Genomic DNA, 15509 nt, shown 5'->3' on the forward strand with positions numbered 1-15509 from the left:
TGACACTTGTAAACGCTGGTAACAAGGTCGGGTTCGGATATCCCCATCCCTCGATGTGGAGGCACCTAGGTGCAAGTTCCCGCTCCCTTTGACTACGCCCGCGCGGAGAGTGTCGAGGACGCGCTGGCCCTGTTACACACGCACGGCCCGGAGTCGCGGGTGATCGCGGGCGGGCACAGCCTGCTGCCGATGATGAAGCTGCGGCTCGCCCGGCCCGAATGGCTGATCGACATCAACGATCTCTTCGAGCTGGACTACATCGTCGAGGACGCCGGCGTGATCCGCGTCGGCGCGCTGACCCGGCACGCGACGCTGCTCAACTCCGCGACGATCGCGCAGCGGTTCCCGATCGTGGTCGACGCCGAGAAGGTCATCGCCGACCCGGTCGTGCGCAACCGCGGCACGATCGGCGGCTCGCTCTGCCAGGCCGACCCGGCCGAGGACCTGTCGACGGTGTGCGAGGTGCTCCGGGCCGAGGTCGTCATCCGGGGCCTGGACGGCGAGCGGGTCGTCTCGATGGCCGAACTGCACCGCGGCCCGTACGAGACCGCGGTCGCGCAGGACGAGCTGCTGACCGAGGTGCGCTTCGCGCTGACGCCACGCACCGGCAGCGCGTACGAGAAGGTCGAGCGGCGCGTGGGCGACTGGGCGGTCGCCGCCGCGGGCGCGTCGGTGACGCTGGACGAGACGGGGGCGATCGCGGACGTCGCGATCGGGCTGACCTCCGTCGGGCTGGACGGGCGCACCGCGACGCGGGCCGAGGACGTCCTCCGGGGCGAGCGGCCGTCGGAGGAGGCGTTCGCCGCCGCGGCCGCGCTCGCCGCCGAGGACTGCGACCCGGTCGCCGACCAGCGCGGGCCGATCGACTACAAGCGGCACCTGGCCGCCGAACTGACCAAACGCGTGCTCCGGCGCGCCGTGGAACGGGTGCGCTGATGCAGATCACGATGACGGTCAACGGCACCGAGGTCACCGCCGAGGCCGAGCCACGCACGCTGCTGGTGCACTTCGTCCGGGACACGCTGAAGCTGACCGGCACGCACTGGGGCTGCGACACCAGCAACTGCGGCACGTGCGTGCTGCTGATGGACGGCGAACCGGTGAAGTCGTGCACGGTGCTGGCCGCGATGGCCGCCGGGCGCGAGATCCGCACCGTCGAGGGCCTCGCGCAGAACGGCGAGCTCGACGCCGTCCAGAAGGGATTCATGGCCGAGCACGGCCTGCAGTGCGGGTTCTGCACCCCGGGCATGATGATGACCGCCCGCGCGCTGCTCGACCGCAACCCGGATCCGGACGAGACCGAGATCCGCACCGCGATCTCCGGCCAGATCTGCCGCTGCACGGGCTACGCGACGATCGTCCGCTCGGTGCGGTGGGCCGCGAAGAACAGCGCTGACGCGTCCGAGGGGGCATCCGCATGACGGTCACCGAGACCAACCCCGCCGCCACCGACGAGAACCGCCCGATCGGGTTCGGGCGGCTCCAGCGCAAGGAAGACCCGCGCTTCGTCCGCGGCAAGGGCCGTTACCTCGACGACATCGCGCTGCCCGGCATGCTCCACGGCGCGATCCTGCGCTCCCCGGTGGCCCACGCGACGATCGTCTCGATCGACACCACCGAGGCGCTCGCCCACCCCAAGGTGCTCGCGGTCATCACCGGCAAGGACCTGGAGGGCCTCAACCTGGCCTGGGCGCCGACGCTCTCCTACGACGTCCAGGCCGTGCTGGCCACCGACAAGGTGCGCTTCCAGGGCCAGGAGGTGGCGTTCGTCGTCGCCGAGGACCGGTACGCCGCGCGCGACGCGCTCGAGCTGATCGACGTCGACTACGACGTTCTGGAACCGGTCGTGGACGTGCGGAAGGCGCTCGACGCGGACGCGCCGATCATCCGGGACGACAAGGAAGGCCAGACGAACAACCACATCTTCGACTGGGAGGCCGGCGACTCCGCGGCCACCGATGCGGTGTTCGACTCGGCCGAGGTCGTGATCTCGGAGGAGGTCATCTACCCGCGCGTGCACCCGGCGCCGATGGAGACCTGCGGCGCGATCGCCGACTACGACCCGATCGACGGCAAGCTGACGCTCTACGAGACCACCCAGGCCCCGCACGCCCACCGCACGGTGTTCGCGCTGGTCGCCGGGTTGCCCGAGCACAAGATCCGGGTGATCAGCCCCGACATCGGCGGCGGCTTCGGCAACAAGGTCGGCATCTACCCCGGCTACATCCTGGCCGTCGTGGGCTCGATCGTCACCGGCAAGCCGGTGAAGTGGGTCGAGGACCGCTCGGAGAACCTGATGTCGACGTCGTTCGCCCGCGACTACATCATGAAGGCCGACGTGGCCGCGACGCGCGACGGCCGGATCCTGGCCGTGCGCACGCACGTCATCGCCGACCACGGCGCGTTCAACGCCAGCGCGAACCCGACGAAATACCCGGCCGGGTTCTTCCACATCTTCACCGGTTCGTACGATCTCGAGGCCGCGTACTGCAAGGTCACCGGCGTCTACACCAACAAAGCACCCGGCGGCGTCGCGTACGCGTGCTCGTTCCGGGTCACCGAGGCGGTGTACCTGATCGAGCGGATGGTCGACATTGTCGCGGCCAAGCTCGAACTCGACCCGGCGCAGATCCGGCTGAAGAACTTCATCCGGCCGGAGCAGTTCCCGTACGCGAACAAGACCGGGTGGGAGTACGACTCGGGCGAGTACGAGAAGACGTTCCGGCTGGCTCTGTCCCGCGCGGGCTATGAGGAGCTGCGGCGCGAGCAGGCCGAGAAACGGGCGAACGGCGAGCTGATGGGCATCGGCATCTCGTTCTTCACCGAGACGGTCGGCGCGGGGCCCCGGCGCCACATGGACATCCTCGGCCTGGGCATGGCCGACGGTGCCGAGGTGCGGATCCACCCCACCGGCAAGGCCGTCGTGCGCCTGTCGGTGCAGACCCAGGGCCAGGGCCACGAGACGACGTTCGCGCAGATCGTCGCCGAGGAGATCGGCATCCCGCCCGAGGACATCGAGGTCGTCCACGGCGACACCGACAACACACCGTTCGGCCTGGGCACCTACGGCAGCCGGTCGACGCCGGTGAGCGGCGGCGCGGTCGCGCTGGCCACCCGCAAGGTGCGGGAGAAGGCCAAGCACATCGCGGCCGCGATGCTCGAGGTGCGGCCGGAGGACCTGGAGTGGGAGAAGGGCCGCTGGTTCGTCGCCGGTGACCCCACCCAGGGCAAGACGATGGCCGAGATCGCGATGGGCGCGCACGGCACCGTCGAGCTGCCCGAGGGCATCGACGGCAACCTGGACGCCGAGGTCACGTACAACCCGCCGAACCTGACGTTCCCGTACGGCGCGTACATCTGCGTCGTCGACGTCGACCCCGGCACCGGGTACGTGAAGGTGCGCCGGTTCATCGCGGTCGACGACTGCGGCACCCGGATCAACCCGATGATCATCGAGGGTCAGGTGCACGGCGGCCTGACCGACGGCGTCGGCATGGCGTTGATGGAGTTCATCGGGTTCGACGAGTCCGGGAACTGCCTCGGTGGGTCGTTCATGGACTACCTGATCCCGACCGCGATGGAGGTGCCGGACTGGGAGACCGACTTCACGGTCACCCCGTCGCCGCACCACCCGATCGGGGCGAAGGGCATCGGGGAGTCCGCGACCGTCGGCTCGCCGCCGGCCGTGGTGAACGCCGTCGTCGACGCGCTGGCCCCGTTCGGCGTCACGCACCTGGACATGCCGTGCACGCCGGACCGGGTGTGGGCGGCGATGCAGGGCCGGGCGACCCCGCCGATCTGATGAGCATCGCTGACCTCGCTGCCGAACTGACCCGGTCCCGGCAGCCGTTCGTGAAAGCCACCGTCGTGCGCGCGGGCAAACCCGCCAGCGCGCACGCCGGTGACACGGCGCTGGTGCTCGCCGACGGAGCCATCGCGGGCTTCGTCGGCGGGACCTGCGCGGAGTCGTCGGTCCGGGTGCACGCGCTGGCCGCGCTGGGCACCGGCGACCCCCTGCTGCTGCGGATCTCGGCCGGCGCGCCGTCGACGGTCGTCGAGGAGGGCGCGGTCACCGTGGCGAACCCCTGCCTGTCCGGGGGCAGCCTGGAGATCTTCCTGGAGCCACGGACACCGGCTCCGCGGCTCGCGGTGATCGGCGAGACCCCGATCGGGGTGTCGCTGGCCGCGCTGGGGGCGCCGCTCGGGTTCGAGGTGTCCACGTCGCTCGACGGCGCCTCGGCCGTCGTCGTGGCCTCCCACGGTCGCGACGAGGAGCCGGTGCTGGAGGCCGCGCTCCGGGCCGGCGTGCCGTACGTCGGGCTCGTGGCCTCACGCAAACGCGGGGCGGCGGTCCTCGCGTCGCTCGACGTCAGCGACACCGAGCGGGCCCGGGTGCACTCCCCCGCCGGGCTGGACCTCGGCGGGCGAACCGCGGCCGAGATCGCGCTCTCGATCCTGGCCGAGATCGTCGCGCTCCGCTCGCAGCAACCGGCGCAACCGGTGATTCCGGTGGGGACGACGCCGATCGCGGTGATCGACGCACCCGCCACCGCGCTCGACCCGATCTGCGGGATGACCGTCGCGATCGTGCCGGGCGCGATCCAGGCGGACGGGCCCGTGTACTTCTGCGCCGAGGGATGCAAGCGGCGCTACCTCGCGGAGCGCGGGTGACCGGGGCCGCCCGGGCCGGTGCGTCCCCGGAGGTGGCCACTGCCTTCCCCGACGTGGACGCACTGGCCACCGCGCTCGACACCGCGGGCTACGTCGTCGACCCCGGGCTGGCGACCGCGCTCTTCCTCGCCGTCCGGCTCCCCCAGCCGGTGCTCCTCGAGGGCGAGCCGGGCGTCGGCAAGACCGAGGCCGCGAAAGCGCTGGCCCGCGCGCTGGACACCCCGCTGGTCCGCCTGCAGTGCTACGAGGGCATCGACGCCTCCGAGGCGCTGTACGAGTGGAACTACCCGCGGCAGATGCTCGCGATCCGGATGGCCGAGGCCCGCGACGAACGGCTCGCCGAAGCCGACCTGTTCACCCGCGACTACCTGCTGCGGCGGCCGCTGCTCACCGCGCTGGAACACCAGGGTCCCCGCCCGGCGGTGCTGCTCGTCGACGAACTGGACCGCGCCGACGACGACTTCGAGGCGTTCACGTTCGAGCTCCTCGCCGAGTCGTCGGTGACGATCCCGGAGCTCGGCACGATCACCGCGGCCCGCCCGCCGATCGTCGTCCTCACCTCCAACCGCACGCGTGACCTGCACGACGCGCTCAAACGCCGCTGCCTGTACCACTGGATCGACTACCCGTCGCCGGAGCGCGCGGCCGAGATCGTGCGCCGCCGTGTGCCCGACAGCGCGCTGCCGCTGACCCTGGAGGCCACCGCGGCGGTCTCCCGGATGCGCGGGCTCGACCTGGAGAAACCGCCGGGCATCGCCGAGACGATCGACTGGGTGGCCGCGCTCACGCTGCTGGGCGTTCCGCACGTGGACACGGACGCGTTCGGGACGCTGGGCAGCGTCCTGAAGAGCCGGGACGACCTGGAGCTGGTGCAGGCGCAGGGCCGCGGCTGGCTGACGGACGCCGCCCGTGCCTGACGCCCTGCGCCCGGCGGAGCTGGCGGTGCGGTTCGTCGCGGCGCTGCACCGGGACGGGGTGCCCGCGGGCCCGGACCGGGCGGCGCGGTTCGCGGCGGCGGTGCGGCTGGTACCGCCGGTGACCAGGGACCGGCTGTACTGGACGGCCCGAACGACACTGGTCGCCGACGTCGACCAGCTCCCCGCGTTCGACGCGGTGTTCAACCGGATCTTCGGCGACGACGCTCCGCCGGTGGACCTGGCCGACTCGCGGGGCGACCCCACCGCGCCCCCGGTGCCCGCCGACACCCGGCCGGCGCCGGCCGACCACCGCCCCGCCGAGCCGGGGGCCTCCGGGGGCGGCGCGTCGTCGTCGTCGTCCGGCGACGGTGCCGGCTCACCCCGGGCGGTGCCCGCGCTGGCCTCGACGACCGAGCGGCTCCAGCACACCGCGTTCGCCGAGCTGTCCGACGCCGAGGTCGACGCCGTCCGGCACCTGGTCCGGCGGCTCGTGCTGGCCACTCCGCAGCGACGCACGCGCCGCTCCCGGGCGTCGAGGCGGAAAGGCGAGCGGATCGACGTCCGCCGCACCGTCCGCGACGCGCGGAAGACCGGAGGCGACCCGGTCGCACTGGTGCACCGGCGCCGCCGTCGCCGTCCGCGGCCGCTGGTGCTGCTGTGCGACGTGTCCGGGTCGATGGAGCCCTACACCCGGGTGTTCCTGGCGCTGCTGCACGGCTCGGTGACCGGCGCACGGGCCGAAGCGTTCGTGTTCTCCACCCGGCTGACGCGGCTGACCCGCCCGCTCGCCCGCCGCGACCCCGACCTGGCCCTGCGCCGCGCCGCCGACGCCGCCCCGGACTGGGCGGGTGGGACTCTGTTGGCGCGGTCGCTCCAACGGTTCCTCGATTCCTACGGCCGGCGCGGGGCGGCGCGGGGAGCCGTCGTCGTCATCCTGTCCGACGGTTGGGCCCAGGACCCGCCCGCCGAGGTCGCCGCGCAGATGGCGCGGCTGCGACGGCTCGCGCACCGGATCGTCTGGGTCAACCCCCGGAAAGCGGCCACCGGATACGCGCCGAAGGTCGGCGGGATGGCCGCGGCACTACCCTTCTGCGACGCGTTCGTCAGCGGGCATAGCCTGGCCGCACTGGACGAGGTCGCCGCGGCGGTTTCGCACCCATCGAAAGGAATGCAGTGATGCAACTCGACAGCGCGTTCGACGTGAAAGCACCGATCGATCAGGTGTGGTCGACGCTGATGGACTTCGAGCGTGTCGCCGCCTGTCTGCCCGGTGCGCAGGTGCTCAACACCCTGTCCGAGGATGCGTACCAGGTCGGCATGAAGGTGAAGCTCGGGCCGGTCACCATGCAGTACAAGGGACAGTTAGAGGTCGTGGAGCGGGTGCCGGACGAGCACCGGGCCGTGCTGCGCGGCAAGGCCAAGGAAGCACGCGGCCAGGGCACCGCCGAGGCGACGGCACGGTTGTCGCTGGTCGCGGACGGGGACACGACGCGCGGCACGGTGTCGGCCGACGTGAACCTGTCCGGGCGGGCGGCGGCGATGGGGCAGGGGGTCATCAACACGGTGACCGAGCAGATGATGGCGCAGTTCGCGACGAACCTGCAGGCGATGCTGGAGGCGGGGGATGCTCCGGCGGGGGTGGTTCCGGCGGGGGTGGTTCCGGCGGACGCCGGGGCCGGTGCTGGTGCTGTCGGGGACGCTGCGGGTTCGGAGGCGGCTCCGGTGAAGAAGGCGGCGCCGCGGAAGCGGGCGGCGAAGGCCATGGGTGAGGTCGCGGCCGCTAACGGGGCCGCGGTGGCGGCTTCCCCGGGGGTGGAGTCGCCTGCGGTGTCCTCCCCTGAGGTGTCCTCCCCTGCGGTGTCCTCCCCGGCGGTGGAGTCGCCGGCGGCTTCTCCGGCGGTGGGCTCTTCCTCGGTGGCTTCGTCGGTGAGCGGTGGGGGTGGTGCGGGGACCACCGCGCGGACGGTCGCCGCCGACGGCGGGCCGTTGCCGAGCGCACCCGGCACCCGCCCGGTGCCGGCTTTCGTCCCCGCGGACGACGACGCCCTGGACGCCGTCGCCCTCGCCAAGGCCATCGCGGAATCCCAGCTCCGCGAACCCAAGAAAGCCCTCGGCCTGCTGGCGATCGTCGCCCTGCTGGCCTACCTCTTCGGCAAGCGACGGGGCCGCAGGGCCGCCCGCTGACCCCGAAAATTGTCGTACCCCTGTTCTAAAGTGGTGACAGTGGCCGCCGGTCGGTAGCCACTGTCACCACGACGGAGGGACGGCTCATGACCCCCCAGATCACCGTCAACGAGCAAGCCAACCCCGCGCGCCTGCTCGCCCGCCGATCCGGCGAACCCTGGACCGACGACGAGTACTCCAGCGTGGTCGCCGCACTCGCCGCCGACATCAGCGTCGAGCAGATCGCCGAGGAGCTGCAGCGCACCCCCGGCGCCGTCCGCGGCGCGCTCCGGCTCCTCACGCCGCCCGCCCTGGGCCTGCGCGGCGCCGCCGCCGAGAACTGGCTCCGCGAGCAGCTCACCAGCTCCACCGGCTACGACTGGCGAGCCTCCCGCCGCGCCCACAGCAACGGCACGTACTGGACCCCGTCCGCCGACGACGTCCTGGTCGACGGCTGGCGCCGCAGCACACCACTCGGCGAGCTGGCCGCCACCGTCGGCGCCACCGAACTCCACACGCACCGCCGCCTGGTACAGCTCCACCTCTCCCACAGCGTGCTCGACACCGTCAACCGGCTCGGCTGCACCCCCGGCGGTGATCTCGAGGCCCGCTACCTGGTCGCCCGCGACGAGTACCGCTCGGCGGTCTGGGTGCTCACCATCGACGGCCTGGTCGACCAGTACGGCACCGTCTCCGACCACGTCAGCGTCCACTCCAGCCGAGGCTCGGCCGCGATGACGCTGGAACGCCTCACCAACACCCACCGCTTCACCGCCACCGCCCGCCGCCTCTCCCTCCCCGCCGCCCGCTGGCGCCTCGTAGGCCGCGGCCTCGACACCGCCGCCTACGGCCTGGGCCACCCCGACACCTCCGGGGAGATCCCCGCCCACCGAGCCGCCTAGTTCCACCGCGCCGCCCGCCCCAGCGGGCGGCGCACCAAGCGGCCACCACCACGCCGCCCCCGCGGGGGCCGGGACCGGGGGCCGGGGCCGGGGGGCCGCGAGGGCCGGGGCCGCGAAGGCCGGGGCCGGGGGCCGCAGAGGCCGGAGCCCGCGGAGGCGGCGGAGGCCGGGAGCCGGGAAGGCCGCAAAGGCCGGGAGCCGGGAAGGCCGGGAAGGCCGGGAAGGCCGGGAAGGTCGGGGAGCCGGGGAGCCGGGGAGCCGGGGAGGCTCGGAGCCGGGAAGGTCGGGAGCCGGGGAGGCCGGGAGCCGGGAAGGCCGCAAAGGCCGGGAGCCGGGAGCCGGGGAGCCGGGGAGCCGGGAAGGCCGGGGAGCCGGGGAGCCGGGAGCCGGGAGCCGGGGAGCCGGGGAGCCGGGAGCCGGGAGCCGGGAGCCGGGGAGCCGGGAGCCGGGAGCCGGGGAGGCGGGAGCCGGGGAGGCCGGGAGGTTGTCACCAGGATCGTGTCCCCGCTAAGGCCCCGCCGCCACCAAGGTCTCGCCGCCATCCGCGATGGGCGCCACTGGGCACCGCCACCGGCGCGGCCCGCATCCCCAGCTGGCGCAACCAAGCCCCGCAGCTGGCACCGCCCGCATCCCCGGTCGGCGCAACCGGGCGGTACAGCTGGCGCGCTGCCCTGCTCTCAGCCAGTCGCGCAGTCTCGCTGCGGCGCCTCCGCCCGGGCCGTGGGGCAATCAACGCATCGCCATCCGCCTACTCCGCGGGCGGCGCGATCATGCTGACAAGCGGGCACAGCTGCCTCCATGCACCACGCCCCGTGCGCACCACAGGCAGCGCCGGCGAGCGGGCCACCCATCCAGGCGGACGCGACGATGCCCCGTGGCGCACCTGCGGCGTCGGCCAGTGGGCCACCCACATCTCTGGCAGCCGCGACCGTGCCCAGCAAGCCCGCAATCCGCAGCCCGCAATCCGCAGCCGCAGCCCACAGCCCACAGCCCGGGCGCACGGCCCCACGCCCGGCTCCTGGCCGACCGCCTCTCCGGCCCCGACAGAGCGATCACGGTCCGCCGCTCACGCTGACCATCCCTGTCAGCGGCCCGAGCACACCTGGCCGGCCACCTCCCCGGCATGCGCCACCACGCCCTGCTCTCGCCCCACGCACGCATCCCCACCCCACTGCTCGGCACGAGCCTCCGCCGCACCACACGACCCTCCACGCACCACACGACCCTCCACAGCACCACACGACCCTCCGCGCACCAGCCCTACAGCCGCGCAGCGCTGCCCCCCGCTACGCACCACAACAAGCTCCGCACGTAAATCCCCACCGCGCGTAGAAGCCACCGCATAGACCCACACCGCGTAGACCCACACCCCGCCAGACCCCGCCGCACCGAACCGCCCTGCGCCGCGGCAAGCCCTATGCCGCACCGCCCCATGCCGCACCGCCCCATGCCGCACCGCCCCATGCCGCACCGCCCCATGCCGCACCGCCCCATGCCGCACCAACCCCGCACCACACCAACCCCGCACCACACCAACCCCGCACCACACCAACCCCGCACCACACCAACCCCGCACCATGGCGAAGCCGCCACCAGGCCGTGCGGCGTTGCCCGGCCGAGAACCCTGAACTACCAGTGGCCGAGTATCTGGAGTACCGGGTGGCCGAGGATCGCTCCGAGGGCGGCGAGCTCATCGGCGTCGAGCTCGTCCTTCGACCGGTGCGGGTTCGTCACGTCCACGTCGAACGTCGCGAATCCCGTCAAGAACCGAGGATCGGGGTACCGGAGCGAGTTCAAGGCGACGGTGCTCCCACAGCACGGCACCGTCACCTCGGCCGACTCGTACGCCACCCCCTCGAAGAACTCAGCGACCACAGCTCGGGCAGAAGAACTCCCTGCAGTTCTCGCCGGCGTCGCTCCACTCGATCCGGTCGTAGAACCTCGCTTCCATCTCGTCGACGTCCTCGTCCCATTCGGTGAACAGACCCTCGACGTAGGTCACCGCCGCGGCGGCCTCCGCGCCGGGCCGGCCAGGTTCGGCCGGTGGGGATCGGCCGAAGCCCGTGTCACTCCTGTCCGCAGAGGATGGCCACCAACGAGCCGGAGCCGCGACGGCCGAGCCGCAGTAGGGTGACCAGCCAAGCGGACACCCGGCCCGAAGGAGCGCACGGTGAGCACCTCGCCGCACGATCACGTCGGCATCGACGACGCCCGCGTCGAGGACCTGGGCGGCGGGCTCTTCGCCTACATCCAGCCCGATGGCAGCTGGTTCATCAACAACACCGGCTTTCTCGTCGGCCGGGACGGCGTCACCGTGGTGGACGCCTGTTCCACCGAGCGGCGCACCCGCGCGTTCCGGGACGCGGTCGGCGCGGTCACCGGGCAGCCGATGCGTGTGCTGGTCAACACCCACAGCCACCCCGACCACACCACCGGGAACGCGCTCTTCGCGGAGGCGGCGATCGTCGCGCACGAGACCACCCGGGAGGACGTGAAGCGGGGGTTCCCGCCGCTGGACGGGGTCTGGCAACCGTTCGACCCGGGGTCGCTCCCGCCCGCGCCGCCGTTCCTCACCTACCGCGACGGGGTCACGCTCTGGGTGGACGATCTGCGCTGCGAGGTGACGCACGTCGGCCTGCCCGCGCACACCACCAACGACTCGATCGTCTGGGTGCCGGAACGGTCCGTGCTCTACGCCGGTGACCTGGTGTTCGCCGGCGGCACGCCGTTCCTGATGTCGGGGTCGGTCGCCGGGTCGATCCAGGTGCTCACCGACGTGATCGCGCCGCTGAACGCCGCCACGATCGTGCCGGGGCACGGGCCGGTGTGCGGGCCCGAGGTGCTCACCGACGTGCTGGAGTACCTGCGTTTCGTCCAGGACACGGCCCGCGCGGCGAAGGACGCCGGGCTGTCCCCGCTGGACGCCGGGCGCGAGACCGACCTGGGCCGGTTCGCCGAGTGGACCGACCGCGAGCGGATCGTCGGCAACCTGCACCGTGCCTACGCCGAGCTGGACGGCGCCCCGCTCGGCGCTCCCCTGGACGTCGTCCAGGTCCTGACCGACATGGTCACCTACAACGGCGGTGAACCGCTGACCTGTTACGCGTGATCACGCGGGGTCGTGGCCCCAGTTCATGAGCGAGTAGCGCCACGGGGTCTCGCGCACGTCGCCGGAGGGGCGTTGCGCCAGGTGGCGGTGCACGTAGCCGACGACCTTGCGCATGTGGGCGTAGTCGGCCTCGGTCAGGTCGGCCTTCTTCGCGCGCAGGATCGACACGATCTTCCGGCCCGAGTCGTGCCCCACCGACTCGCCGCCGGACGTGCCCTTCGACGCGCCGACCGACTTCGACTCGTCGCTCTCCAGCCACTTCTCGAGCCGGGCCGGCGCCATGTTCACGGCGTCCTTGAACTCGCGCCAGGTGTCCTGCTCGTCGTCGGTCTTCGCCGCCATCGAGTCCTCCGAGGATGTAGTACGAAACATCCTCGGCTACCCCACGGTGACCGATTTACGCCGACGCGCGGGTGACCAGCCGCACCGGCAGCATCTCGCGCACCGGTTCGCCGCCGGACAGCATCTCGAGCAGCGCCGCGACCAACCGACGCCCGAACGCGCTCACCGGCTGGTGCACGGTGGTCAGCGGCGGTTCGGTCCAGGCCGCGATCTCCTCCAGGTCGTCGAACCCGATCACCGCCACGTCCTCCGGCACCCGCAGGCCGGCGCGCCGGAGCACGCCGATGGCGCCGGCCGCGGTCAGGTCACTGGCGGCGAACACGGCGTCCAGGGACGGCACCCGGGTGAGCAGCTCGCGCATCGCCCGCTCGCCGCCGGCCCGGGTGAAGTCACCGTGCGCGATCAGCGCCGGGTCGGGGTCGCCGAGCGTGTCGCGGTGCGCCGCCAGCACCGCCTGATATCCGTCCAGGCGTTCCACGGCGGCCCGCTGGTCGAGCGAGCCGGTGATCGTCGCGATCCGGCGGCGTCCGAGGCCGACGAGGTGCTCGACCGCGAGCCGGGCCCCCTCGCGCTGGTCGACGTCGATCGAGCCGGCGGCGACGACGTCGTCACCCCAGGGGCGTCCGCCGAACATCACCGGGATCGGCAGGCTGCGCAGGGCCGGCAGCAGCGGGTCGGTGCGGTGCACCGACAGCACGATCGCGCCGTCGACGTGGCCGCCGGCCAGGTACGCGGCGATCCGGGCGTGGTCGTTCTCGCCGCCGGTCAGCAGCAGCACCGGCTGACGCCCGGCGTCACCGAGCTCCCGGCTGGTCGCGAGGATCAGCCGGGACAGGTAGGGGTCGGTCATCACCATGTTCGACGGCTCACCGACGACGAGGCCGACCGCGTCGGTGCGCCGGGTCACCAGGCTGCGCGCGACCGGGTTCGGGACGTAGCCGAGCGTCCGGATCGCGTCCTCGACCCGCGCCCGCACCTCCGGTCCGACCTTGGACGACTCGTTCACCACCCGTGACACCGTCGCCCGGGACACACCCGCGAGTTCGGCCACCGCGTCGAGCGTCGGACGCGGTCCCCAGCCCGAACGGGCCCCGTTCGCCACCTGTGTCACCCCTGGTATCAGCGCCCACCGCGCGCGCTTATCGTCTCATCGCGACAGTCACGGGACCGGAAGCCACCCGAGGGTGGAGGGAGGCCCTAGAGAGCGCTTTCTCATGTCGCCCGACACAGTATCGCGCAACCGTGCGAGCGCAGCCGATACCACCGAAACCGTCCGGAAACCTGGATGCGTTTGAACCCGTGGTAGGCGCGGTGCGTACCCAGGGTAGGCGGCCGCGGCAGTTCCGGGGGTGGCTGCCCTGTTCGAGGAGGATCCACCGGTGAAAACACTCCGGATAGCGTCCTTCGGTGCGCTCCTCGGGGTCCTGGTCGCGCTCGGCCTGCCGGCCGGGACGGCCACCGCGCACGGCGCGCTCACCGCGCCCGTCTCGCGGACGGCGGCGTGCGGCACCGAGGGCGGGCCGACCGCTCGATCCGCGGCCTGCCGGGCCGCGATCGCGGCGAGCGAACCCGGGGCGGCCGCGCAGTGGGACAACCTGCGGGTGGCCGACGTCAACGGGCGCGACCGCGCGGTGATCCCCGACGGCAAGCTCTGCAGCGGCGGGCTCGCCCGGTACGCGGGGCTCGACCTGCCCCGCAGCGACTGGCCGACGACGAAGGTGACGCCCGGCGCGAAGTTCACGTTCCGGTACCGCACGACGATCCCGCACGAGGGCACGTTCCGGATGTACGTCACCAAGCCGGGCTACCAGCCGGGCCGGGCGCTGCGGTGGGCGGACCTGGAGAGCGCCCCGTTCCTCTCGATCACCGACCCGCGACGCGACGGCAGCGCCTACGTCCTGCCCGGTCGCCTGCCGGTCGGGCACGCCGGCCACCACCTGATCTACACGATCTGGCAGAACTCCAGCACGGCCGACACCTACTACTCCTGCTCGGACGTCGACTTCGCCGCGTCGATCGGCACGTCGAAGACCGACGAGGCCCGCCCGGAAGCGCCGGCCTCCCCGGTGGTCGACGCCGGGCGCGCCGCCGGAGCACCGAGCGCACCCTCCGCCGGCGGCTCGGCCGACACCGCGTCGCACGCCGCCGAGGACCACGCCGCCCGGGACCACGGCGACGAGCACACCGCCGTCGACGAGATCGACACGTCCCCGGTCGCGGCGCAGGAACCCGTCGGCGTGATGAACGGCAGCCGCTGGCCGCTGATCGCGGGAATCGGCGCGATGCTCGCGGTGATCGGAACCATCGGCCTGGTCGCGCTCCGCTTCCGGCCGCGCCCCCGCCACCGCCGGGGCTAGGCCGGGGGCAGGTCGGGTACCTCCTCGCCCGCCACGACCGGCCCGGGCGGGGTTCCGTCGCCGAACGGACGACCGCCCAGCGCCTCCCGGCCGTGCGGGGTCGCCCAGAGCCGCAGCTCCGGGCCGATCGGCACGATCCCGGTCGGATTGATGTTCCGGTGCACCTCGTAGTAGTGGCGCGTGATGTGGTCGAAGTTCACCGTGTCGCCGAAGCCGGGCGTCTGGAACAGGTCACGGCTGTACGCCCACAGCGCCGGGTACTCGGTGATCTTGCGCCGGTTGCACTTGAAATGGCCGTGATAGACCGCGTCGAACCGGACGAGCGTCACGAACAGGCGCACGTCCGCCTCGGTGATCGTGTCCCCGACCAGGTACCGACGAGTGCTCAACCGGTCCTCGAGCGCGTCGAGCCGTTCGAACAGACGGGTCGCCACCCGCTCGTAGGCCCGCTGCCTGGTCGCGAACCCGGCCGCGTACACCCCGTTGTTCACATCGCGGAACACGTCCTCGTTGACCGCGTCGATCTCGTCACGCAGCGGCTCCGGGTACAGGTCCGGCGCGCCGTCCCGGTGCAGCGGCGCCCACTCGATCTCCAGGTTCAGCGTGATCTCCGGATAGTCGTTGGTCACCAGCTTCCCGGACGGGACGTCGACGATCGCCGGCACGCTGATCCCCCCGTCGTACGACGGCTCCCGCGCCCGGTAGGCCTCCCCGAGGTACTCGATCCCCAGCACCGGGTCCCGTCCACCGGGATCGAGCGTGAAACGCCAGCTCCGAGAATCCTGGATCGGGTCCGCGACCGCCATCGACAACGCGGACTCCAGCCCCAGCACCCGGCGCACGATCACCGCACGCGACGCCCACGGACACGCCCGGCTGACCACCAACCGGTACCGCCCCGCCTCCACCGGCCAGTCCGAAGCCCCGATCCGGTCGGTGAAATGGTTCGGCGCGCGTTCGAAGTCTTTGCTCATGGCGGCTCCGTTCTCGTCGATAGGTCCGACGAGGCTATGCCCGCCCCGTGGGTCCAGTACGCGAAAGCGCAGGT

At 72.6% G+C, this 15509-nt stretch carries 15 protein-coding genes; 10 read left to right on the forward strand and 5 right to left on the reverse strand.

The features are described 5' to 3' along the window. Positions 1-69: 69 nt before the first annotated feature. The 8 genes from ABD437_RS25390 to ABD437_RS25425 all read left to right on the forward strand — a co-directional run bounded on the left by ABD437_RS25390 (position 70) and on the right by ABD437_RS25425 (position 8653). Positions 70-936, forward strand: a complete 867-nt coding sequence (locus ABD437_RS25390; protein WP_344651433.1) for an FAD binding domain-containing protein — start codon at positions 70-72, stop codon at positions 934-936. Then, entirely contained in the window at positions 936-1421 is a 486-nt protein-coding gene (locus tag ABD437_RS25395; RefSeq protein ID WP_344651434.1) for a (2Fe-2S)-binding protein, read from the forward strand. The genes ABD437_RS25390 and ABD437_RS25395 overlap by 1 nt, the downstream gene beginning before the upstream one ends. Further along, on the forward strand, positions 1418-3802 hold the full coding sequence (locus ABD437_RS25400; protein ID WP_344651435.1) for an aerobic carbon-monoxide dehydrogenase large subunit: 2385 nt from the start codon (positions 1418-1420) through the stop codon (positions 3800-3802). The genes ABD437_RS25395 and ABD437_RS25400 overlap by 4 nt, the downstream gene beginning before the upstream one ends. After that, positions 3802-4671 carry an XdhC family protein gene (locus ABD437_RS25405; RefSeq protein WP_344651436.1) on the forward strand — a complete coding sequence of 290 codons (870 nt, stop codon included), beginning with the start codon at positions 3802-3804 and terminating at the stop codon, positions 4669-4671. The genes ABD437_RS25400 and ABD437_RS25405 overlap by 1 nt, the downstream gene beginning before the upstream one ends. Further along, the gene (locus ABD437_RS25410; RefSeq protein WP_425558232.1) at positions 4668-5588 is read left to right on the forward strand and encodes an AAA family ATPase; all 921 of its coding nucleotides are present in this window, start codon (positions 4668-4670) and stop codon (positions 5586-5588) included. Before ABD437_RS25405 ends, ABD437_RS25410 begins: the two co-directional genes overlap by 4 nt. Next, on the forward strand, positions 5581-6765 hold the full coding sequence (locus ABD437_RS25415) for a vWA domain-containing protein (RefSeq protein WP_344651437.1): 1185 nt from the start codon (positions 5581-5583) through the stop codon (positions 6763-6765). Before ABD437_RS25410 ends, ABD437_RS25415 begins: the two co-directional genes overlap by 8 nt. Then, entirely contained in the window at positions 6765-7772 is a 1008-nt protein-coding gene (locus tag ABD437_RS25420; protein ID WP_344651438.1) for an SRPBCC family protein, read from the forward strand. The genes ABD437_RS25415 and ABD437_RS25420 overlap by 1 nt, the downstream gene beginning before the upstream one ends. 86 nt (positions 7773-7858) lie before the next feature. Further along, on the forward strand, positions 7859-8653 hold the full coding sequence (locus ABD437_RS25425; protein ID WP_344651439.1) for a hypothetical protein: 795 nt from the start codon (positions 7859-7861) through the stop codon (positions 8651-8653). 1629 nt (positions 8654-10282) lie between these two features. Here ABD437_RS25425 and ABD437_RS25430 read toward each other — a convergent pair. Further along, a complete protein-coding gene (locus ABD437_RS25430) occupies positions 10283-10417 on the reverse strand; it encodes a hypothetical protein (RefSeq protein WP_344651440.1) in 135 nt (44 codons plus the stop codon). Positions 10418-10517: 100 nt separating this feature from the next. Then, entirely contained in the window at positions 10518-10655 is a 138-nt protein-coding gene (locus ABD437_RS25435) for a hypothetical protein (RefSeq protein WP_344651441.1), read from the reverse strand. A gap of 168 nt (positions 10656-10823) precedes the next feature. On the opposite strand from ABD437_RS25435, the gene ABD437_RS25440 reads away from it, so the two are divergent. Next, positions 10824-11762, forward strand: a complete 939-nt coding sequence (locus tag ABD437_RS25440; RefSeq protein ID WP_344651442.1) for an MBL fold metallo-hydrolase — start codon at positions 10824-10826, stop codon at positions 11760-11762. Here the strand turns inward: ABD437_RS25440 and ABD437_RS25445 are convergent, their stop codons facing one another. After that, positions 11763-12104, reverse strand: coding sequence for a DUF3140 domain-containing protein (locus ABD437_RS25445; RefSeq protein WP_344651443.1), 342 nt, complete (start codon positions 12102-12104; stop codon positions 11763-11765). It lies immediately after the preceding gene. A 55-nt stretch (positions 12105-12159) separates the two neighbouring features. Next, positions 12160-13206 carry a LacI family DNA-binding transcriptional regulator gene (locus tag ABD437_RS25450; RefSeq protein WP_344651444.1) on the reverse strand — a complete coding sequence of 349 codons (1047 nt, stop codon included), beginning with the start codon at positions 13204-13206 and terminating at the stop codon, positions 12160-12162. A 277-nt stretch (positions 13207-13483) separates the two neighbouring features. Here ABD437_RS25450 and ABD437_RS25455 point away from each other — a divergent pair, with 277 nt between their 5' ends. After that, positions 13484-14461 carry a lytic polysaccharide monooxygenase auxiliary activity family 9 protein gene (locus tag ABD437_RS25455; RefSeq protein ID WP_344651445.1) on the forward strand — a complete coding sequence of 326 codons (978 nt, stop codon included), beginning with the start codon at positions 13484-13486 and terminating at the stop codon, positions 14459-14461. Here ABD437_RS25455 and ABD437_RS25460 read toward each other — a convergent pair. After that, entirely contained in the window at positions 14458-15435 is a 978-nt protein-coding gene (locus ABD437_RS25460; protein ID WP_344651446.1) for a glutathione S-transferase family protein, read from the reverse strand. The genes ABD437_RS25455 and ABD437_RS25460 overlap by 4 nt on opposite strands. Between the last annotated feature and the right edge of the window lie 74 nt (positions 15436-15509).

The sequence above is a fragment of the Cryptosporangium japonicum genome (genome assembly GCF_039524755.1).
In the GTDB taxonomy this organism is placed as follows: domain Bacteria; phylum Actinomycetota; class Actinomycetes; order Mycobacteriales; family Cryptosporangiaceae; genus Cryptosporangium; species Cryptosporangium japonicum.